The organism is Pseudidiomarina donghaiensis, assembly GCF_900116895.1.
GTDB classification, from domain to species: domain Bacteria; phylum Pseudomonadota; class Gammaproteobacteria; order Enterobacterales; family Alteromonadaceae; genus Pseudidiomarina; species Pseudidiomarina donghaiensis.
Map to the genome: position 1 here is coordinate 842,666 of NZ_FPCF01000001.1, position 19,194 is coordinate 861,859.

General features: G+C 47.5%; 18 protein-coding genes and 8 tRNA genes. 14 read left to right on the forward strand and 12 right to left on the reverse strand.

Features of this window, described 5'->3' with window-relative positions:
- Positions 1–9 precede the first annotated feature (9 nt).
- From BM334_RS12810 to BM334_RS04090, 4 genes are all read right to left on the reverse strand, one after another.
- Positions 10–273, reverse strand: coding sequence for a hypothetical protein (locus tag BM334_RS12810; RefSeq protein ID WP_241970897.1), 264 nt, complete (start codon positions 271–273; stop codon positions 10–12).
- Positions 239–315 (reverse strand) — tRNA-Asn (locus BM334_RS04080). Before BM334_RS04080 ends, BM334_RS12810 begins: the two co-directional genes overlap by 35 nt.
- A gap of 38 nt (positions 316–353) precedes the next feature.
- Positions 354–430, reverse strand: a tRNA-Asn gene (locus BM334_RS04085).
- Positions 431–952: 522 nt separating this feature from the next.
- On the reverse strand, positions 953–2,143 hold the full coding sequence (locus BM334_RS04090) for a pyridoxal phosphate-dependent aminotransferase (protein WP_092838219.1): 1,191 nt from the start codon (positions 2,141–2,143) through the stop codon (positions 953–955).
- 176 nt (positions 2,144–2,319) lie between these two features.
- On the opposite strand from BM334_RS04090, the gene BM334_RS04095 reads away from it, so the two are divergent.
- The 4 genes from BM334_RS04095 to BM334_RS04110 all read left to right on the forward strand — a co-directional run bounded on the left by BM334_RS04095 (position 2,320) and on the right by BM334_RS04110 (position 6,546).
- Positions 2,320–3,672 carry an MATE family efflux transporter gene (locus tag BM334_RS04095; protein ID WP_092838222.1) on the forward strand — a complete coding sequence of 451 codons (1,353 nt, stop codon included), beginning with the start codon at positions 2,320–2,322 and terminating at the stop codon, positions 3,670–3,672.
- Entirely contained in the window at positions 3,672–5,693 is a 2,022-nt protein-coding gene (gene uvrB, locus BM334_RS04100; RefSeq protein WP_092838225.1) for an excinuclease ABC subunit UvrB, read from the forward strand. The genes BM334_RS04095 and uvrB overlap by 1 nt, the downstream gene beginning before the upstream one ends.
- A 137-nt stretch (positions 5,694–5,830) precedes the next feature.
- Positions 5,831–6,040, forward strand: a complete 210-nt coding sequence (locus BM334_RS04105) for a DUF2061 domain-containing protein (protein WP_055438130.1) — start codon at positions 5,831–5,833, stop codon at positions 6,038–6,040.
- Positions 6,041–6,075: 35 nt separating this feature from the next.
- Complete coding sequence (locus BM334_RS04110; protein ID WP_092838228.1) at positions 6,076–6,546, forward strand: DUF2919 family protein; 471 nt, start codon at positions 6,076–6,078, stop codon at positions 6,544–6,546.
- Positions 6,547–6,693: 147 nt separating this feature from the next.
- Here the strand turns inward: BM334_RS04110 and BM334_RS04115 are convergent.
- A tRNA-Val gene (locus BM334_RS04115) sits at positions 6,694–6,769 on the reverse strand.
- A 27-nt stretch (positions 6,770–6,796) separates the two neighbouring features.
- A tRNA-Val gene (locus BM334_RS04120) sits at positions 6,797–6,872 on the reverse strand.
- A 225-nt stretch (positions 6,873–7,097) separates the two neighbouring features.
- Between BM334_RS04120 and gltX the strand changes: the two genes are divergently transcribed.
- The 7 genes from gltX to BM334_RS04155 all read left to right on the forward strand — a co-directional run bounded on the left by gltX (position 7,098) and on the right by BM334_RS04155 (position 10,454).
- On the forward strand, positions 7,098–8,507 hold the full coding sequence (gene gltX, locus BM334_RS04125) for a glutamate--tRNA ligase (RefSeq protein ID WP_092838231.1): 1,410 nt from the start codon (positions 7,098–7,100) through the stop codon (positions 8,505–8,507).
- A 51-nt stretch (positions 8,508–8,558) separates the two neighbouring features.
- On the forward strand, positions 8,559–9,191 hold the full coding sequence (gene can, locus BM334_RS04130; RefSeq protein WP_092838234.1) for a carbonate dehydratase: 633 nt from the start codon (positions 8,559–8,561) through the stop codon (positions 9,189–9,191).
- A gap of 7 nt (positions 9,192–9,198) precedes the next feature.
- Positions 9,199–9,813, forward strand: coding sequence for a class I SAM-dependent methyltransferase (locus tag BM334_RS04135; protein ID WP_198677336.1), 615 nt, complete (start codon positions 9,199–9,201; stop codon positions 9,811–9,813).
- Between the two features lie 157 nt (positions 9,814–9,970).
- Positions 9,971–10,046, forward strand: a tRNA-Ala gene (locus BM334_RS04140).
- 50 nt (positions 10,047–10,096) lie between these two features.
- A tRNA-Glu gene (locus BM334_RS04145) sits at positions 10,097–10,172 on the forward strand.
- Between the two features lie 34 nt (positions 10,173–10,206).
- Positions 10,207–10,282, forward strand: a tRNA-Glu gene (locus BM334_RS04150).
- A gap of 96 nt (positions 10,283–10,378) precedes the next feature.
- Positions 10,379–10,454, forward strand: a tRNA-Glu gene (locus BM334_RS04155).
- Positions 10,455–10,590: 136 nt separating this feature from the next.
- Here BM334_RS04155 and BM334_RS04160 read toward each other — a convergent pair.
- Positions 10,591–11,217: an arylesterase gene (locus tag BM334_RS04160; protein ID WP_092838240.1), complete on the reverse strand. Its 627-nt coding sequence runs from the start codon at positions 11,215–11,217 to the stop codon at positions 10,591–10,593.
- A gap of 2 nt (positions 11,218–11,219) precedes the next feature.
- Between BM334_RS04160 and BM334_RS04165 the strand changes: the two genes are divergently transcribed.
- Positions 11,220–11,900, forward strand: a complete 681-nt coding sequence (locus BM334_RS04165) for an ABC transporter ATP-binding protein (RefSeq protein WP_092838243.1) — start codon at positions 11,220–11,222, stop codon at positions 11,898–11,900.
- Positions 11,890–14,412 carry an ABC transporter permease gene (locus BM334_RS04170; RefSeq protein ID WP_092838246.1) on the forward strand — a complete coding sequence of 841 codons (2,523 nt, stop codon included), beginning with the start codon at positions 11,890–11,892 and terminating at the stop codon, positions 14,410–14,412. The genes BM334_RS04165 and BM334_RS04170 overlap by 11 nt, the downstream gene beginning before the upstream one ends.
- On the opposite strand, the gene BM334_RS04175 is transcribed toward BM334_RS04170, so the two are convergent.
- Genes BM334_RS04175 through BM334_RS04185 form a run of 3 tightly spaced genes read right to left on the reverse strand, consistent with a single transcriptional unit; the run spans position 14,409 to position 16,138 of the window.
- The gene (locus tag BM334_RS04175; RefSeq protein ID WP_241970916.1) at positions 14,409–15,281 is read right to left on the reverse strand and encodes an alpha/beta hydrolase family protein; all 873 of its coding nucleotides are present in this window, start codon (positions 15,279–15,281) and stop codon (positions 14,409–14,411) included. The genes BM334_RS04170 and BM334_RS04175 overlap by 4 nt on opposite strands.
- Before the next feature lie 3 nt (positions 15,282–15,284).
- Entirely contained in the window at positions 15,285–15,584 is a 300-nt protein-coding gene (locus BM334_RS04180) for a YciI family protein (protein WP_092838252.1), read from the reverse strand.
- The gene (locus BM334_RS04185) at positions 15,584–16,138 is read right to left on the reverse strand and encodes an inner membrane-spanning protein YciB (protein ID WP_092838255.1); all 555 of its coding nucleotides are present in this window, start codon (positions 16,136–16,138) and stop codon (positions 15,584–15,586) included. Before BM334_RS04185 ends, BM334_RS04180 begins: the two co-directional genes overlap by 1 nt.
- A 132-nt stretch (positions 16,139–16,270) precedes the next feature.
- Here BM334_RS04185 and BM334_RS04190 point away from each other — a divergent pair, with 132 nt between their 5' ends.
- The gene (locus BM334_RS04190) at positions 16,271–17,176 is read left to right on the forward strand and encodes a TIGR01777 family oxidoreductase (protein WP_092838258.1); all 906 of its coding nucleotides are present in this window, start codon (positions 16,271–16,273) and stop codon (positions 17,174–17,176) included.
- Here the strand turns inward: BM334_RS04190 and trpA are convergent.
- Positions 17,148–17,957, reverse strand: coding sequence for a tryptophan synthase subunit alpha (trpA, locus tag BM334_RS04195; RefSeq protein WP_092838261.1), 810 nt, complete (start codon positions 17,955–17,957; stop codon positions 17,148–17,150). The two genes, BM334_RS04190 and trpA, sit on opposite strands and share 29 nt — an antisense overlap.
- Positions 17,954–19,186 (reverse strand): tryptophan synthase subunit beta, encoded by a 1,233-nt coding sequence (trpB, locus tag BM334_RS04200; protein ID WP_092838264.1) that lies wholly within the window; start codon positions 19,184–19,186, stop codon positions 17,954–17,956. The genes trpA and trpB overlap by 4 nt, the downstream gene beginning before the upstream one ends.
- Positions 19,187–19,194 lie beyond the last annotated feature (8 nt).

Genomic DNA, 19,194 nt, shown 5'->3' on the forward strand with positions numbered 1-19,194 from the left:
CTCGACTAGCTACGGTAATGAACAAGCTTGATGGTGAGGTATTGGGTGAGTTTTTATCATCCGCAACCGCTGTGCAATGCCAGTGGCCAAATGTGGCAGCCGAAGTCGCGCGTTGGCTTGCGCATGGCGCTCAAGAGCCTGTACATCAATTAAGTTCTGATCTTTGGTGTCAAATGGAATGGTGTCAAATGGAATGGCAACAGGAGTACTTATTGGATGCATTTTACGAGGTTGAAAGTGGCTCCCCAGGTTGGATTCGAACCAACGACACATGGATTAACAGTCCACCGCTCTAACCAACTGAGCTACTGGGGAATACTTCAAGAGTATATAGGGGGTGTTGTTAGATGTCTTGGCTCCCCAGGTTGGATTCGAACCAACGACACATGGATTAACAGTCCACCGCTCTAACCAACTGAGCTACTGGGGAACACATCTGACAACGGGTGCGAATGTTAATGGCGGTTGCGGCGCCTGTCAATACTTAAAAGTACTGTTTGCTTGTTTTGTGTGCAAACGGTTAGAAAAAATCAAAGTCAAGTTTTGAAACAGAAATCAACTATGATAAATGATATACTCGTGCTTGCTCACGGTTATCCACATGTAGCGCGATCGCGCGCCGTTAAAAGCCTAGACGATCTTATCCACTAAATCTGTGGATAACCTTGTGGGAAACTGTGTGAGTTGTCATGAATGATGGGCGGTTCGGGGCAATTTAGCGATTGCTTAAAAATTAACTTGGAAATTAAAATCAATTAAAAAACAATTAGTTATAATTATTTTGAAATCACTAAAATTACTTTGATTAAGAACATGTTGTTCGTCGCAATTTACATCAGCTGTTGTGCATTTTTTGCCTGAGTTGTACACAATTAAAGCATAAAAAAGGGGCCCGAAAGCCCCTAAATTCTTGATGATTAAATATTTGTGACAGTGCTGGTATTCGCCAATTTTAATTATTGCCGTTGGCGAACTCAGAAATTCTACGAACAGCTTCTTTCAATGTTTCCAAGCTACAGGCAAATGAAAAGCGGCAATGCCCAGGAGCACCAAACGCTGACCCCGGAACTAACGCCACTTTTGCTTCAGTTAATAGCATTTCACACAACTCAACGTCTGAACTTGCACCTTTAGCTGCAATTAACCCGTCAATATTAGCAAAAGTGTAAAAGGTGCCATCGCCGGCAATGCATTTCATACCCGGTATTTTATTCAGGGCATCCACTAAATAATCGTGACGTTCTTTAAAGGCACTGACCATGGTCTTGATAATACTCTGATCACCTTCTAAGGCAGCAAGTGCTGCATACTGGCTTATACTTGCTGGATTTGAAGTACTTTGGGACTGAATTTTCTTCATTGCAGCAATGAGCGGTTTAGGCCCAGCGGCATAGCCAATGCGCCAACCTGTCATGGCATAAGCTTTCGAGACCCCCGATAAAACCACAATGCGATCTTTTAAGTCTGGTGCCACCATTGCAATATTATAAAAGCTTTCATCGCTCCACAAAATATGTTCGTACATATCGTCGGTGGCAATTAAAACCTGCGGATATTTACGTAAAACCTCAGCTAGCGCTTCAAATTCTGCTTTGGTATAGGCAGTGCCGGTTGGGTTTGACGGGCTATTTAGGAACAATAATCGCGTTTTGTCGGTAATAGCTTGGTCAAGTTGAGACGCGGTGATTTTGTAGCGCTGCTCTATACCTGCTTCAATAAATTTTGGTACCGCGCCCACTAACAGCGACATATCTGGATAAGAAACCCAGTACGGTGCCGGAATAAGTACTTCGTCACCAGGGTTTAGCCAAGCACTAAGCAGGTTAAAAATACTGTGCTTACCGCCGGCCGAAATTAATATTTCACTAAGCTCATAGTCTAAGCCGTTATCGCGTTTAAACTTGTCAATAACCGCTTGCTTTAACTGAGGAATGCCGTCAACCGCCGTATATTTTGTGTGGCCTGCATCAATGGCTGCTTTGGCGGCTACTTTGACAAACTCTGGCGTATCAAAGTCAGGTTCGCCGACGCCTAATCCAATAACGTCATGCCCTGCAGCTTTGAGCTCGGCCGCTTTTTGCGAAACCGCTAAAGTAGGAGAGGGTTGAATAGCATTAACACGATCTGATAATTGATATTTCACAGCGTGATCCTAAACGTAGAAGGGGTTAAAAAGTTAGGCACACTATATAGTTTTCAGTGGTTTTTGTCTATTGATCGGCTTGGTTGATCGCTGAATGATCCGCTCGTTATTGCATAGCGAAATGGCGCAAAATTCGTTACACTAGCGCTTCTTTTTTTGCACGAATTAGGAACCACATGAGCCAAGCTGTAGCGGCAAAATCTCTTCTGCATGATCCCATACAACCTACGTTGTGGCGAATGACGTGGCCGGTTGTTATTGGCGTGCTTACGTTGATTAGTTTCAATGTGGTGGATACATTTTTTGTTGGCATGCTAGGCACAGACCCGCTTGCTGCCGTTAGCTTTACCTTTCCGGTTACCTTCACCGTGGTTAGCTTGGCGATTGGTCTTGGCATAGGTACTTCAGCGGTCATTGCTCGTAAACGCGGGTCGGGACGGGAAGAGCATGCTCGCTTTGACGGCACTGTGGCTTTAAGCGTGTCAGCGTTATTGGTGGTGGTTTTGTCGGTAATAGGCTACGTCAGTATGGACGCGATCTTTGCCTTGCTTCGTGCGCAAACACGTCTGCTGCCTTATATACATGACTATATGACCATTTGGTTTTTGGGGGCCGTATTATTGGTTACTCCCATGGTGGGTAACGCCGTACTTCGCGCCTCTGGCGATACGCGCACGCCCTCATTGATCATGGCCTCGGGCGGGCTATTAAACGCTATTTTTGATCCTATTTTAATTTTTGGCTTAGGGCCTATTCCGGCCATGGGCGTGCAAGGTGCTGCGTTAGCTAGCCTTATTTCTTGGATTATCGGTACCCTATTAGTGTTGTGGTACCTAAATTACAAGCAACTACTGACGTTGCTGGTACCTAAAGACGCAAGCTGGCTGCATTCTGCACGCCAAATTTTATCTATTGGTATACCCGCAGCTGGTGCCAACATGTTAACGCCATTGGCTATGGCTGTTTTAACGGCAATCATTGCCGCTTATGGAGCACCGGCTGTTGCGGCATTTGGCGTAGGCTCGCGACTAGAATCATTAGCGAGCGTGATTATTTTGGCGTTATCTATGTCGCTACCGCCGCTGATTAGTCAAAACTTTGGCGCCCATGCCTATGATCGGGTCAATGCCGCATACAAAGTCGCTATTCGCAGTGTACTTATCGTGCAGTTAATTATTTATGGTGTGTTGGTTGCGTTAGCGCCATGGGTTGCCGCTGCATTTACCGATGACCCAGAAGTAGCGCGACTAATTCGGTTGTTTATTTATATTATGCCGCTTGGTTACGGCGTACAGGGCGTGATTATTCTTACCAATTCAAGCTTCAACGCATTGCACAAGCCTATGAGCGCGTTAGGTTTAAGCATTATTCGCTTGTTTATTATGTTTGTGCCGTTAAGTTGGCTCGGTGCATTGGTGTACGATATTCCAGGCTTATTTGCCGGTGGTGTTATCGCCAATGTCATCACTGGTGGTATTGCATGGCTATGGTTTCAACGCGAAACAAGAACGCGTAACAAGGAGGCGTGATGAGTCGTTCGTTTGAACTTAAGTCTGACTATCAACCGGCGGGAGATCAACCTGCGGCTATTGAAAAGCTTGTTGATAACTTAGACGCTGGCCTTGCGCATCAAACCTTGCTGGGGGTTACCGGCTCTGGCAAAACCTTCACCATGGCCAATGTGATTGAGAAAATTCAGCGGCCGACGTTAATTCTTGCGCACAATAAAACCCTAGCCGCGCAGTTGTACGGAGAAATGAAAGAGTTTTTCCCGAACAATGCCGTGGAATATTTCGTGTCGTACTATGACTACTATCAACCAGAAGCATACGTGCCCACTACCGACACCTTCATTGAGAAAGACGCTTCAATTAACGATCACATTGAGCAAATGCGACTGTCTGCAACAAAAGCCTTAATGGAACGTCGCGATGTTGTTCTGGTGGCGTCGGTGTCATGCATTTACGGTTTGGGTGATCCTGAGTCATACATGAAAATGATGTTGCACTTGCGCCGTGGTGACATTATTGACCAACGCGACATTTTGCGCCGTTTGGCACAATTGCAATACAAACGAAATGACGCTGCATTCGAACGCGGTACTTACCGTGTACGGGGCGAAGTTATTGATATTTTTCCGGCGGAATCTGAGCAATTAGCGGTGCGTGTTGAGTTATTCGATGAAGAAATTGATCGCATTAGTTTGTTCGAGCCGTTAACAGGGCAGGTGACCGAGGCCGATGTGGCGCGCGCAACCATTTATCCGAAAACCCACTACGTGACGCCGCGTGAAACTATTTTAAAAGCTATAGACCAAATCAAAGAAGAGCTAAAAGAGCGCAAACAACAATTATTAGATAATAATAAATTGGTTGAAGAACAACGCTTAAGCCAACGCACCCAGTTTGACATTGAAATGATGCTTGAACTTGGTTATTGCTCGGGCATTGAAAACTATTCGCGCTATTTATCGGGGCGGGCGCCGGGCGAGCCGCCACCCACATTGCTTGATTATTTGCCAGATGATGCGTTGTTAATTATTGATGAGTCGCATGTTACGGTGTCTCAAGTTGGCGCGATGTATAAAGGCGATCGCTCGCGTAAAGAAAACTTGGTGAACTATGGTTTTCGTTTGCCATCGGCGCTTGATAATCGGCCGTTAAAATTTGATGAGTTTGAAGCCATTGCCCCGCAAACTATTTATGTGTCGGCAACGCCAGGCAAATATGAACTTGAAAAATGTGCGGGTGAAATTGTCGAGCAAGTGGTGCGCCCAACGGGCTTAATCGATCCAGAGATTGAGATTCGTCCAGTCGCGACACAAGTTGATGATTTGATGTCTGAAGTTCGCTTGAGGGTTGAGCGCAACGAACGCGTTTTGGCGACCACGTTAACCAAAAAAATGGCTGAAGACTTATCCGATTATTTGGACGAGCACGGTATTCGCGTGCGTTATTTGCATTCTGATATCGACACCGTTGAGCGAATGGAAATTATTCGTGATTTACGCCTGGGTGAGTTTGATGTGTTAGTCGGCATCAACTTGCTGCGTGAAGGTTTAGACATGCCAGAAGTGTCGCTAGTTGCCATACTTGACGCCGACAAAGAGGGCTTCTTACGCTCTGACCGCTCGTTGATTCAGACCATTGGTCGTGCAGCACGGAACTTGAATGGCCGGGCCATTTTGTACGCTGATCGTATTACTGGCTCGATGCAACGCGCTATTGATGAAACTGATCGCCGTCGCGCCAAACAGATTGCCTACAACGAAGAACATGGCATTACTCCAAAAGGCCTGAATAAACGCGTCACTGACGTGATGGATCTTGGTGGTGGCAGCATGCGTGCACCGCGCCGCGAAAAACAACGCGAAGTTGCCGAGAAAGAATTGGCCTACGACCCAGCGCTGTTTGATCCCAAAGCCTTGGTACAAAAAATTGAAGCGACCGAAAAGCAAATGTATCAAGCAGCCAAAGATCTCGAATTCGAAAAAGCCGCCGCGCTTCGTGACGAACTGGGCCAATTGCGCGAACAACTCAAACGACTGTAACCCGGCGTCTTTCCCTAAAGGTAAGGCCGGGTGGTGCGAAGCAACGCTATCGCGTTCACCTCTATCTGTTTTTTCAATTAGAATTAATAAAACCAAATGCTATTATCTATCCATAAGCAGCCAAGGGGGATAGAATTATGGCAAAAACAGTTTCATTCGGGGTTATGCACGTATCCGTCGCCTTCACCTTAGTTTGGTTAATGACCGGTGATGTAGTGCTTGGTGGTGCCGTGGCCCTTATTGAACCGGTGGTGAATACCGTAGCCTATTATTTTCACGAAAAATTCTGGGCGGCACGAAAAGCCCGTGAACAAAGTCGACAAATGGATTCGGTGCACGTAGCATAGCGCATGATTTTTTACCATGCTAAACGGAAAAGTACGTGCAACTGCAACCAGGCGATGAGCAATATGTAACTTTAGACGGCGCGTTAAAAACACCGCTGAGCCTGTTGTTTATGGTGGTGTTTTTTACGCGTGGCTATCTTGCGTGGATTATCTCTCTCACCTTTGTCGAAGATAGAGCTCGTCTACTTAAATTTTTTTACACCACAACCGAACAATTTGGTTTAGCGCTATTAGTTGGCGCCCCCGCATTGATGGTTTTTGTTCTAATAACCCAAGTGAAAACAGAAATAGCACCCTGGGTTAGTGCTAGCTTTAAAGTATTGCCACTGTTGCTATGGTTTAGTTGGATAGTTGATGGTGTGTTATTGCTTAGCTTGATTAGTCAATTGTGGCCAACGTTTTCCTTTGTGAAGGCGGTGCTGTTGTTTGGTTGGCTAATGGTTGGTTGGATGCTGTTGTTCTCGCGTCACTTGCGCCGCTTCATTTCGTTAGTCGTTAATCGATAGAAATGCGAGAGCGATATTGGATATTAAGAGCAAGAGCGATATTGGATATTAAGAGCGAGAGCGATATTGGATATTAGGTGTAGCAGGGAATATCAGATCTAATATCTAATATCCAATAGCTAATATCGTATTTGCATTTCGAAGAAGTGGTGGATGGTACTGGGTTCGAACCAGTGACCCCCGCCTTGTAAGGGCGGTGCTCTCCCAGCTGAGCTAACCATCCATCAGGGAGACAGAGAAAATGAAGAAGTGGTGGATGGTACTGGGTTCGAACCAGTGACCCCCGCCTTGTAAGGGCGGTGCTCTCCCAGCTGAGCTAACCATCCTTTTCTCTGCGTTGCGGGGCGTATTATAGGGAGCTTCACGATACTGTCAACAGGAAATATCACTTGTTTTGTTCGACTGCTTGCTTTTTCATCGTTTCGTCGTAAATTTCAACAATATGCCTGCTAAAAACCAAATATTCTCGTGTTCTGCCTAATGCGTACGCCGCGGCTTCTTGCTAGAATAGGCCTCAAAATAACCCGAATAATGCGGAGAAAGCAAGAACTATGACTGTTGTCACTCGATTTGCCCCAAGCCCCACTGGATATCTTCACGTTGGTGGCGCACGTACAGCTCTTTATTCTTGGTTAGTTGCAAAAGCAGCTGGCGGCAAATTTGTATTGCGCATAGAAGACACAGATCGCGAACGTTCAACTCAGCCCGCCATTGATGCCATTTTAGAAGGCATGGAATGGTTAGGCTTGAACTGGGACGAGGGCCCTTACTATCAAACCAAGCGTTTTGATCGTTATAACCACTATATCGACAAGCTGCTTGCTGAAGATAAAGCGTACAAGTGTTATTGCTCGACGGAGCGCCTAGAAAAAATGCGCGATGAGCAAATGGCAAACGGTGAAAAACCACGTTACGACGGTCACTGCCGTGATAATCCAAATGTGTCGGGCGGTAAATTCGTAGTGCGCTTTCGTAACCCACAAGAAGGAAGCGTGACCTTTGATGATCACATTCGTGGCCATATTGAGTTTGCTAACACTGAACTGGATGACCTGATTATTGCTCGCAGCGACGGCACACCGACGTACAACTTCTGTGTGGTTATTGATGACTGGGAAATGAATATCACTCATGTGGTGCGTGGCGAAGACCATATTAACAATACACCGCGTCAGATTAATATTTTAAAAGCCTTAGGTGCTCCCGTGCCTGAGTATGCACACGTTTCAATGATTTTAGGTGACGACGGTAAGAAACTGTCAAAACGTCATGGCGCTGTCAGCGTGATGCAATATCGTGACGACGGCTATTTGCCAGAAGCGGTATTGAATTATTTGGTACGTTTGGGCTGGTCACATGGCGACCAAGAAATTTTTAGCGTTGATGAAATGATCAAGCTATTTCGTTTAGACGACGTTAACAAAGCAGCGTCGGCCTTTAATACTGAGAAGCTTAATTGGTTGAATCAGCATTATATGAAGAGCCTACCGGTTGAACAGGTGGTGCCATACCTTCAATGGCATTTCACTGATCAAGCCATTGATGTAAGCAAAGGCCCGGCATTGGAAAGATTAATTCCTTTGATGGCTGATCGAGTGAAAACCCTCAAAGAAATGGCCTCGCAAAGTCGTTATTTTTACGAGGAATTCGAGCAATTTGATGCTGATGCGGCTAAAAAACATTTGCGCCCTGTTGCTCGTGAAGCATTAGAAGCCGTGCAAGACCGCTTAGCGAGTGTCACTAGCTGGAAGGCTGAAAGTATTCAAGCAGCAATACAGCAAACGGCAGAAGACTTAGGGGTTGGCATGGGCAAAGTGGGTATGCCGTTACGCGTTGCTGCTACTGGTTCTGGGAATTCACCTTCATTAGACGTAACGCTTGAATTAATTCCACAAGAACAAGTGGTAGGACGTATTGCTCGTGCAATTTCGTTTATCATTGAACGCGAACAAGCACAGTAATTAAGAAGAAGGCGCCGTTCAGGCGCCTTTTTTACAGGAGTTATAAACGATATGCCGAGAATTCGTCAGTTAATTGCCAATAACGAAGCATGGGCTAAGCGCATGCAAGAGCAAGATCCTGACTTTTTTAATAATTTGGTTGCCCAGCAAACACCAGAATACTTGTGGATAGGTTGCTCAGATAGCCGTGTACCGGCTAACCAAGTTGTTGGAATGGCGCCAGGCGAATTATTTGTTCACCGCAACGTTGCAAACCAAGTCATTCAAACCGACTTCAATTGTCTATCCGTAGTGCAGTACGCCGTTGAAGCGCTAAAAGTGAAACATATATTGGTGGTTGGCCACTACGGGTGCGGTGGTGTGCGTGCGGCGACGGAAAGCTGTAGCCACGGGTTGGTTGATCATTGGTTATTTCCGATCAAAGATATTTATCGTGAACATCACAAAGAATTAGAAGCTATTGCTAGCGAAACTGACCGCATTAATCGACTCTGCGAGTTAAACGTCATTGAACAAGTACGCAACTTGGCCAAAACGACCATTATTCAACAAGCATGGGATCGTGGTCAGCCATTAGCTATTCATGGATGGGTTTATAGTATTGAAGACGGTTTAGTGCGAGATATGGAAGTTACAGTACGAGATCGTGCTTCATTGGAACGTATTTATCACTTTGATGAATAGGTTAGCGATGCCAAAAGAACACTGGGAAAACGTGTATCAAACTAAATCAACCGATCAAGTCAGTTGGTTTCAAACGCGTGCCGACAGCTCTATTCGTTTGATTGAAGCGACGGGAATGGGTCACAGCGCCGCAATAATTGATGTGGGAAGTGGTGCTGCAAAATTAATTGATGACCTTTGGCATGAAGGTTTTCGTGAATTAACTGTTCTGGATATTTCAGCCGCAGCCCTGAAGACAACTAAACAACGGCTAGGCACTGAAATTTCTGCAGCTATAGATTGGCGAGTAGGGGATATACTCGGCTGTGACTTGCCGCATCAGCGTTATTTAATCTGGCATGATCGTGCTGTGTTCCACTTTTTCACCGAAACTGCACAGCAACAGGCCTATATTCAACAGGTTCGTACGGCATTGCAGGTTGGCGGTTATGTGGTTATTGCGACATTTGCTGAGGATGGACCTGAGCGCTGCAGTGGTTTGCCTGTGCAACGTTACTCTGTGGCAAAGCTAGCAGCGACGTTCGGTGCTGACTTCGAGCTTGTTCATGCAGAACGTGAAACGCACCAAACGCCGCAAGGCAGTGAACAGAAATTTATCTATTGTGTATTGCGCAGAGTCTAATTTTGCCAAGGTTATTGTGTGTCTATTAAGCGAACTGGCGTAAATTTCGGCAAACAATTCATTTTGCCGAAAAAAAGGTTGACGGTGGTGCGCCAATTACCCTAGAATTCGCACCGCTGTCAGGGTACTGATGTAGCACACGGCTTTTGAAGTTAGTGGGGCTATAGCTCAGCTGGGAGAGCGCCTGCCTTGCACGCAGGAGGTCAGCGGTTCGATCCCGCTTAGCTCCACCAAAAGCTGCAACAACAGTAGTGAATAAACTGATAGTGATTTGTTCTGGTGCGTCCCCTTCGTCTAGAGGCCTAGGACACCGCCCTTTCACGGCGGTAACAGGGGTTCGAATCCCCTAGGGGACGCCACTCTTATTGAGCAGAACAAATATGAATGTCCGGGGTCCCCTTCGTCTAGAGGCCTAGGACACCGCCCTTTCACGGCGGTAACAGGGGTTCGAATCCCCTAGGGGACGCCACTTCTTAAAACGTTATTCGTTAGTCGTTATTCGTTTCTCGAAAGAGCAAAGCCAATAACGAATAACCAGTAACGAGTAACCAGATTTTCAGTCCTTGTCCCCTTCGTCTAGAGGCCTAGGACACCGCCCTTTCACGGCGGTAACAGGGGTTCGAATCCCCTAGGGGACGCCACTTCTTTAAGAGCAAATGCGATATCAGCTGTTAGATATTTGATATTAGATCTAATATCTCAAGCTTTATCCAAACAGCTGCCAGTTTTCCAATATCCAATATCGCCGTTGTTTTTCTAATATCCAATATCTGATAGCTAATATCGTTTTTGCACTAGTTTCAGTAGGTGGGGTTCCATGATGTCCGCAATAAGCGGTTGCGCCTCACGATTAGGATGAATACCATCTCCCTGCATCAAGTTCTCATCCACAATTATTTGCTCCATAAAAAACGGAATTAATGGCACTTCTTTCTTTTCGGCTACCTGCGAGAACAATGACGAGAACATGTCGTTGTAGCGTGGGCCGTAGTTCGGCGGAATTCTTACCTGGCTTAACGCAACTTTAGCGTCTTGCTGTTGCAATTGGGTGATGATTTGTTCCAAATTGTTTGCGATAGTAGCAGGGTTAAAGCCGCGTAATCCGTCATTCCCCCCTAATTCAACAAAAACAGCATCGGGTTGATGACGCTCGATAACGCCGGCTAGCCGATTAAGGGCGCCTTGGGTTGTGTCGCCGCTAATGCTGGCATTAATTAGGGTAATGTCAGGATATTTTTCGGCCCAGCGTTGCTGTAAAACTCCAACCCATGACTCGCTTTGCGCCATACCATAACCTGCGCTAAGGCTGTCACCTAAAACAACAAGTGAGACATTTGCCGAAACTGGACGTATAACAACAAACAGTGCGACGATTACAAACAATTTAGCTAGGAAGTTTTTCATAAATGCTTATACAAACCACTCAATTAGAAAAAGAAGTGACCACTCAAGACGGTACGTTACACATTCTACAACCAATTGACTTGGCGATAAACGCCGGTGAAACGGTTGCGATTGTTGGTGCCTCAGGGTCGGGCAAATCCACATTATTATCATTACTTGCGGGTTTAGACATCGCAAGTAGCGGTGATGTTCTTATAGATAACGTAAAGTTGAGCGATTTGGATGAAGAGCAACGCGCAAAATTGCGTGCTGACAAAATCGGTTTTATTTTTCAATCGTTTTTATTGATCCCAAGTTTAACTGCTTTAGAAAACGTCATGCTGCCTGCTGAGCTAGCTGGCCACAAGAATGCTGAGCAACAAGCTCGGGAATTACTGACTAAAGTGGGGCTGGGAGAGCGCTTAACCCATTACCCAAATCAATTGTCGGGTGGTGAGCAGCAACGAGTCGCTATTGCTCGAGCGTTTATAGGTACGCCCAAAATATTATTTGCCGATGAGCCGACTGGTAATTTGGACTCAACTACAGGCCATAAAGTTGAAGACTTGCTGTTTCAAATGAACCAAGAGTCGGGTACCACCTTAGTGATGGTGACCCATGACGCCGAGCTTGCTGAGCGTTGTCAGCGTGTATTGCGCATGGACTCTGGGCAGCTAACCGAGGTGGTTCGTGATGTGGCATAAAATTTCATGGCGTTTATTGCGCCACGAATTAAAACGCGGCGAATTAACCATTATGGCGGCAGCGATTGTGCTCTCAGTTACTGCGGTATTGTCGCTATCTTTGTTTACTGAACGACTGCAGTCTGGCCTACTTGAGCGTAGTGCAGAGTTTTTAGCAGCTGATCGTGTTTTGAGCTCACGCCGCACCATTAATGAAAGCTGGATTAGCGAAGCGCAAACGCGAGGAATAAAAACCGCTGAGCGGGTGGTCTTTAACAGTATGGCATTTGCCGACGGCGAGTTAGCCTTGGTCGATGTAAAAGCAGTCGGCGACGGGTATCCGTTGCGGGGCGAGTTACGTACCGCGGGCGAACCTTTTGGCACGGAAGAACCCGCGAAGGGTTTACCGAATGCTGGCGAAGCTTGGGTTGCTTCAGCGCTGTTTCAAGAGCTTAATCTTGCCGTCGGCGATAGCTTAGAAATTGGTAACAGCCAATTTACAGTGAGTCGGGTACTGACTTATGAACCTGATGTCGGTTTTTCGGTGTTTACGGATAGCCCAAATGTGCTGATTCGTTACGATGAGTTAGAGCAAACAGGATTAATTCAACCCGGTTCGCGAGTGCGCTACAACGTGCTTTTTGCCGGTGAGCCGAGTGAGCTTGAGGCCTATGAAGAATGGTTGACGCCACAGCTCAACGAAGACACTCACAATTGGCGTAGCATTGAAGACGGTGATAGCCCATTATCGCGTAGCTTGCAGCGTGCAGAGCGTTTTATGCTGCTAGCAAGCTTACTCGGCGTGGTGTTGGCGGCTACAGCTGTGGCCGTGGCTGCGCAGCGCTATTGCCAGCGAAATTATGACGTTGTGGCGATTTTTAAAACGCTCGGTGCTGAGAAAGCGCAAATTCAAAAAATCTTTATTTTGCACCTGTTGCTGCTGACGTTAATTAGTATTTCGGTTGGCCTTGCGCTTGGGTGGTTTATTCAGGCTCAAGTGATTGAGGTGGTGGCAGATCAGTTAGGTGCAAGTTTGCCAGCTGCGGGCTGGCAGCCTTATGTATTAGCCTCGGCAACAGGCTTAGTCAGCGCCGTCATGTTTACCCTGTATCCGTTACTGCGCTTGATTGGTATTCCTCCTTTAAGAGTGTTGAATCGCCAATTAACCGGAACGGACAAACTGCGATGGCTGCATTGGGTTGCCTCTGCCGGCACTATTTATGCGCTGCTACTGATTTATAGTCAACAATGGCTGCTATCCACGGCATTGTTTGTTGGCGGTGCGATGGCGGCAGTTCTGTTATTGACGATTGGTCGTGTGTTTATTCGCGCGAGTCGCCAAGCGGGCATGCAAGCAGGAAGTTCCTGGCGCTTAGCGATGGCAGGGCTGCAACGTCGTGCGCAAGCCAATAGTGTACAAATGTTGAGCTTTGCAACCGCAATCATGTTGTTGCTGCTGGTGTTGGCGTTGCGCAATGAATTATTAGCTGATTGGGAGCGTCAATTACCCGATGATGCGCCTAATTATTTTATTATCAATGTGGCTGGCAATGATGTTGAAGCTCTACAGAAACGTTTTAACGAGCGTGACATTGTCTCTAATGATATGTACCCGGTGGTTCCAGGACGCATGACCGCAGTCAATGGCGTACCGGTTCGCGATGAGGTGACCAAAGAAGCTGGTGGTGATGAAGCGGATACGGCGACTAACAATGCCGAGCAGCGCGAAGGCTTTGGCCGTGAATTGTCACTTACCTGGCGTGATGAACTTCCGCCGAATAATACCCTGACAGCGGGCCAATGGTGGGGTGATGACCCACAACCACAAGTGTCTATTGAGCAAGAAGTTGCTGAACGTATGAATTTAAGCGTGGGCGATGAGTTGGAGTTTAATATTGGAGGAAACACCTTTACGGTGCCGGTAACCAGTATTCGTGAAGTGAATTGGGCGTCATTGCAGCCGAATTTCTTCATGATTTTTAATACCGCCACATTAGAGGACTTTCCGGCGACATTTATTTCCAGCTTTAATTTACCGCCAGAGCGTAAAAGCGAACTCTATGACTTGTTTAAGCCGTTTCCGCAGGTTTCCTTGATTGATCTTGACGCAGTTATGGAGCAATTGCGCGAAGTTATTGAGCAAGTGAGCATTGCGATTGCGTTTGTATTGGTTTTGGTACTTGTTGCCGGTATCTTGGTATTATTGGCGCAAGTGCAGGCATCAATGGAAGAGCGCCAGAAAGAACTGGTGATACTTCGTACGCTCGGGGCGCCGGCCAAGCTACTGAGTCGCAGCGTTACTTATGAGTTTGTCATACTAGGCGCTATTAGCGGCTTGATTGCTACATTGGCGATGGAATTGTCACTTTATATTTTGCAAACACAGGTGTTTGAAATGGCCGCGACAATTCACTGGCGCTTCTGGCTGTTCGGCCCGGTGTCTGGTGCAGTGGTGGTGGGTGTGCTTGGCCGCTTAGCCTGTGCGCGTTTGGTGCGCCGCAACACTGCACAGTTAATTCGCAAATTGGCTTAGCTACGAAATGCGCTTGGTGCGAGAGCTTTTTCAATATGTTGTTGAAAAAGCTCCGGCCAATAGTCTTGGTAGCTTGGTCGAAACACCGAAAAGTGGCCGATACGCCGCGTACCAATTTGTTCTGGTGTAATAACATGCCGCTGCTGTACCGCTGTTTTATAAAAATTGTGCATGGCGGTTATGTTGCGCTCTGTCAGTAACTCATCGTCGCTAAATGCTAGCGAGGTAATGGGAGTTTTTACTTCGGCGTAACGCTGATATAAGTTTTCGGCGCCGACTAAATAGTCAGGGTGTAGACACCAACGGCGCCATTGCTGCATGGCTTTTGCGGGTACATTACCGACAATGCCTAAGGCGCGGCCAGGGAAATAACCTCGCAGTGGAATGAGCCACGGTGTAATAGCTCGCCACAATAGCCATGACTTGTACTTAAGTTGTGGTTTAGTGTCTTTCCAAAAGCCGGTACCGGTTGCCACAGTGATCATATGCTGCACGGCGTTGTGGTTGGGTATCATACCGAATAGTTGCCCGCCAATACTGTGCGCAAACCACAACAAGGGTAACTGGGGGTAGTTACTGGTTGCATAGTCAATGATCGCTGCAGCGTCATAGGTGGCCCAGTCTGTTATTGAGGTGCTTAGCTGGCTAAGTGGCTTATCAACCGAGGCGCCAATACCATAGTAATCAAAGCTAATGACGTGAAAGCCTTGCGCGGCTAACCAATTACAAAAGTGCTGGTAGTAGGCTTGCGGCACCGCCATGGCCGGCGCCATGATAATGACAGCGCGTGGGGCTTCAGCTTGCCACTGGTAGGCGACAATATCACGCTGAGGGGCTGTATTGAGTGTAATACGCTTGGGTTGTTGCATCACTTATGGAAGTACTTTCAAGTAAGGTTTTACCGTAACCTGTTCGTACACGCCGGCAGCCAAATAGGGGTCGGCATTTGCCCATGCTTGAGCGTCGGCAAGGGTATCAAATTCTGCTACGACCATAGAGCCAGTAAAGCCAGCATCACCGGGGTCGGTGGCGGCAATAGCTGGGCATGGGCCTGCCACTAATAATCGGCCTTCCGTTTGCAAGGCCTTCAAACGGTCTAAATGAGCGGGGCGAGTCGCGCGGCGCGCGGCTAAACTGTTCGGTGCATCTTCAGCCCAAATAACAAACCACATTATTCAATTTCCTCTGCATCTTTTTCACGATCGGTGTGATGTTTGAACATATACGCACCAGAAAACACACTAAAAATAAGCGTCGCGCCCAAGGTGCCGAACACCTTAAAGTTTACCCAAGCGTCTAAGCTCATTTGTTCAGCGATATATAGATTTGTGACGGCTAGCGCTAACGCAAAAATAACCCAAGCATAAGTTAGGCGGCGCCAAGCAAAAAGTGGCAGGTTAATTTCGCTACCCAGCATACTTTGCAGTGGGCTGCGTTTTTTCCACCACATACCGATAAGTAGAAATAGGGCGATGGCAATATAAATAACGGTCACTTTGATCTTCACGAACCACTCATCGCGTAAGAACAAGGTAATACTGCCGAAAATAAGTACCGCCCACATAATAATCCAGTGGCGGGTTGTTATTGGTTCACGCATGAATTTCATGCCGATAATTTGCAGTATCGTGCCGAGCATTAATACCCCAGTGGCAATAAATATATCGCCCAGTAGGTAGAACACGAAAAACAAAACAATCGGTAAATATTCCAGTACTATCAGCATAATGAAATCCAATACTTAAACGAAATCGCAGTGTGCCAGAAAACTTCGCACGGTACTAGATTGTGTGGCTAGACTATAGTTAATAAAAACCAATAAACATGATGAAGCGGCAGCTTATAGGGTAACGGTATTATGAAATTATTGATCACTGGCGGAACGGGGCTGATTGGGCAGGCGCTAATTCCTCATTTGCTTAAAAGCTACCAAGTGACAGTGACTAGTCGCAATCCGCAACGGGCAATTGCCCGCTTAGGGCAGCAGGTACATGTAGTGCGCACTCTTGACGAAGTTAGTGATATGAGTGAGTTCTACGCCGTAATTAATTTACAGGGCGAGGGCATTGCTGATAAACGCTGGAGTTCGCGACAAAAACTTCGGTTGGAGCAAAGTCGTTGGAATATTACGCGCCAACTTACCGAGCGTATTCAAAGCGCTGCGCAACCGCCGCAAGTATTTATTAGTGGCTCGGCTATAGGTTTCTATGGGCCACAAGGCAGCACGCCGGTTACTGAAACAAGTGCGGTTGAAGCCGATGATTTTGCGCATCACTTATGCGCCGAATGGGAACGTTTGGCATTAGCCGCAGATTCACCGAAAACACGGGTGTGTGTTATTCGCACAGGCGTTGTATTGGCACCCGAGGGTGGGGCATTGAAAAAGATGCTGCCACCATACTTGTTAGGGCTTGGGGGGCCGTTAGGCCACGGGCAACAAGGGTTTAGTTGGGTACATATTGACGACATGGTGGAAATTATTCTATTTCTGCTTGAGCAGGGCGAAACACGTGGAGTTTATAATGCCACCGCGCCTAACCCTGTGAAGCAGCAGGAGTTTAGTCGGACGTTAGCGAGAGTCCTGCGTAAATCGCATTTTATGCGGGTACCGGCATGGGCACTTAAATTAATGTTAGGGGAAATGTCAGACATGTTATTAACCGGCCAACTGGTGTTGCCTGAGCGCTTGCAGCAGGCCGGTTATTCGTTCAAATTTGCGCAGGTAGAAGCAGCCCTTAAAGACTGCTTGTTGCCGCCTTCATAGATTGCACAAATTCTTGCAGGTTCTGGGTTAGAGCGTTTTCATCATGTTGATATTGCTCGATTATTTTCACAATGGCCGAGCCGCAGATAGCGCCAGCAGCACCGGCGGCTAAGGCCGCCTGCACGTGCTCGGGGCTGGCAATGCCAAAGCCCAAAAGCGGAGGCGCACTATGGTACTGGCGCAGTTGATCGATGATGTCGCTAGCTGGTGCCTGCATTTGTGTTTCGGCACCTGTTACCCCCGCTCGACTGAGTAAGTAAACATAGCCCGCACTGTTGTTGGCAACCTGTTGCAGTGTTGCTGATGAGGCATCGGGTGGCGCAATAAAAATAGGCTCGACGCCAAACTCGCGCGCAATGGCGGCAAATTGTTTGCCTTCACGCACCGGAACATCGGCTATCAATACCGAATCAACACCGGCTTGCTGGCAGCGTTGATAGAAACTATCCATGCCATTACTCACCACCAAATTAGCGTACACCAATAAACCAATAGGTAGCTCTGGGTAGCGCGCGCGCACTTGTTCAATAATGTGAAAAGCATCGCTAATGCGAGTACCTGCTGCTAGCGCCCGAATATTGGCCTTTTGAATAGTCGGCCCGTCGGCTACTGGGTCAGAGAAGGGTAGGCCTAGCTCTAATGCGTCGGCACCACCGGCCACCAATGCATCAATAACTTTTAAGCTGAGCTCTGGGGTGGGGTCGCCCAATGTCACAAAGGGAACAAATGCCCCTTGCTTAGCGGCTGACAAACGACTAAATAATTGTTCGTAGCGGCTCATGCTTGGCCTCCTTGCGGTGCTGACTGGGCTTCGGTACGTTCCTGTAAAATACGACGTACATGGTCAATGTCTTTGTCGCCTCGGCCAGATAGGTTAACCAACAGCACTTTAGGCGCATCGGGTTGCGCTGCACGTTTCAGTGCATAGGCCAACGCATGGGCAGACTCTAAAGCTGGAATAATACCTTCGTGCTTGGCGAGTATTTGAAAGGCTTCTAAGGCTTCGTCGTCAGTTACCGATTCATAGCGGGCGCGACCAATAGAGCGCAAATACGCATGTTGTGGGCCAACGCCAGGGTAGTCAAGACCGGCTGAAACCGAATAGCTTTCTTCAATTTGGCCTTCGTCAGTTTGCATTAAAAACGAGCGGCAGCCATGCAAAATGCCAGGCTTGCCGGCAGCTAGCGTGGCGCCGTGCAGGTGCGTGTCGACCCCTTTACCCGCCGGTTCAACGCCCACCAAAGCAACGTCTTGTTCGTCAATAAACTCGGCAAACATACCAATGGCGTTCGAGCCACCGCCCACACAGGCAATGACTTCGTCGGGTAGGCGGCCAATGCGTTCAAGCATTTGTGCTTTGGCTTCGGCACCAATCATGCGGTGAAACTCGCGCACAATGGTAGGAAACGGATGCGGGCCAGCTGCGGTACCAAGCAAATAATGCGTGGTACTGTAACTTGCTGTCCAGTCGCGCATGGCTTCGTTAACCGCGTCTTTTAGGGTGCCACTGCCGGCATCAACGGCGACCACTTTCGCGCCCATAAGCTCCATACGGAACACATTCGGTTGCTGGCGAGCGACGTCTTTGGCGCCCATGTAAATAATGCATTCAAGGTCAAGTAAGGCGCAGGCTAAAGCTGTTGCCGTGCCGTGCTGGCCAGCACCGGTTTCAGCAATAATACGCTGTTTACCCATGCGCTTGGCTAAGAGAGCTTGGCCAAGCACCTGATTGGTTTTGTGCGCGCCGCCATGCAGTAAGTCTTCGCGTTTTAAATAAATTTCGGTGCCGTTGGGCGAGTTTTGCGGCAAGTTACGGCACTTAGACAGTGGTGTTGGACGGCCTAAGTAGTTTTTTAATAGGTCGCGAAACTCGGCTTGGAAAGCTTCGTCGTTTTGCGCATCGATAAATGCTTGTTCAAGTTGATCAAGCGCTGGTAGAAGTATTTCTGGCACAAATTGGCCACCAAAATCGCCAAAATAGGCGGATAATTTTTCAGTTGAAGAGCTCATAAATACTG

What these genes read in the sequence shown, in the direction of transcription:
- can (WP_092838234.1), top strand. Translation starts at nt 8,559, where the DNA reads ATGCCGAGAATTCGTCAGTTAATTGCCAATAACGAAGCATGGGCTAAG.
- BM334_RS04105 (WP_055438130.1), top strand. Translation starts at nt 5,831, where the DNA reads ATGGCAAAAACAGTTTCATTCGGGGTTATGCACGTATCCGTCGCCTTC.
- BM334_RS04185 (WP_092838255.1), bottom strand. Translation starts at nt 16,138, where the DNA reads ATGCTGATAGTACTGGAATATTTACCGATTGTTTTGTTTTTCGTGTTC.
- BM334_RS04095 (WP_092838222.1), top strand. Translation starts at nt 2,320, where the DNA reads ATGAGCCAAGCTGTAGCGGCAAAATCTCTTCTGCATGATCCCATACAA.
- BM334_RS04190 (WP_092838258.1), top strand. Translation starts at nt 16,271, where the DNA reads ATGAAATTATTGATCACTGGCGGAACGGGGCTGATTGGGCAGGCGCTA.
- trpB (WP_092838264.1), bottom strand. Translation starts at nt 19,186, where the DNA reads ATGAGCTCTTCAACTGAAAAATTATCCGCCTATTTTGGCGATTTTGGT.
- BM334_RS04175 (WP_241970916.1), bottom strand. Translation starts at nt 15,281, where the DNA reads ATGCAACAACCCAAGCGTATTACACTCAATACAGCCCCTCAGCGTGAT.
- uvrB (WP_092838225.1), top strand. Translation starts at nt 3,672, where the DNA reads ATGAGTCGTTCGTTTGAACTTAAGTCTGACTATCAACCGGCGGGAGAT.
- BM334_RS12810 (WP_241970897.1), bottom strand. Translation starts at nt 273, where the DNA reads ATGTGTCGTTGGTTCGAATCCAACCTGGGGAGCCACTTTCAACCTCGT.
- BM334_RS04135 (WP_198677336.1), top strand. Translation starts at nt 9,199, where the DNA reads ATGCCAAAAGAACACTGGGAAAACGTGTATCAAACTAAATCAACCGAT.
- gltX (WP_092838231.1), top strand. Translation starts at nt 7,098, where the DNA reads ATGACTGTTGTCACTCGATTTGCCCCAAGCCCCACTGGATATCTTCAC.
- trpA (WP_092838261.1), bottom strand. Translation starts at nt 17,957, where the DNA reads ATGAGCCGCTACGAACAATTATTTAGTCGTTTGTCAGCCGCTAAGCAA.
- BM334_RS04165 (WP_092838243.1), top strand. Translation starts at nt 11,220, where the DNA reads ATGCTTATACAAACCACTCAATTAGAAAAAGAAGTGACCACTCAAGAC.
- BM334_RS04170 (WP_092838246.1), top strand. Translation starts at nt 11,890, where the DNA reads ATGTGGCATAAAATTTCATGGCGTTTATTGCGCCACGAATTAAAACGC.
- BM334_RS04180 (WP_092838252.1), bottom strand. Translation starts at nt 15,584, where the DNA reads ATGTGGTTTGTTATTTGGGCTGAAGATGCACCGAACAGTTTAGCCGCG.
- BM334_RS04160 (WP_092838240.1), bottom strand. Translation starts at nt 11,217, where the DNA reads ATGAAAAACTTCCTAGCTAAATTGTTTGTAATCGTCGCACTGTTTGTT.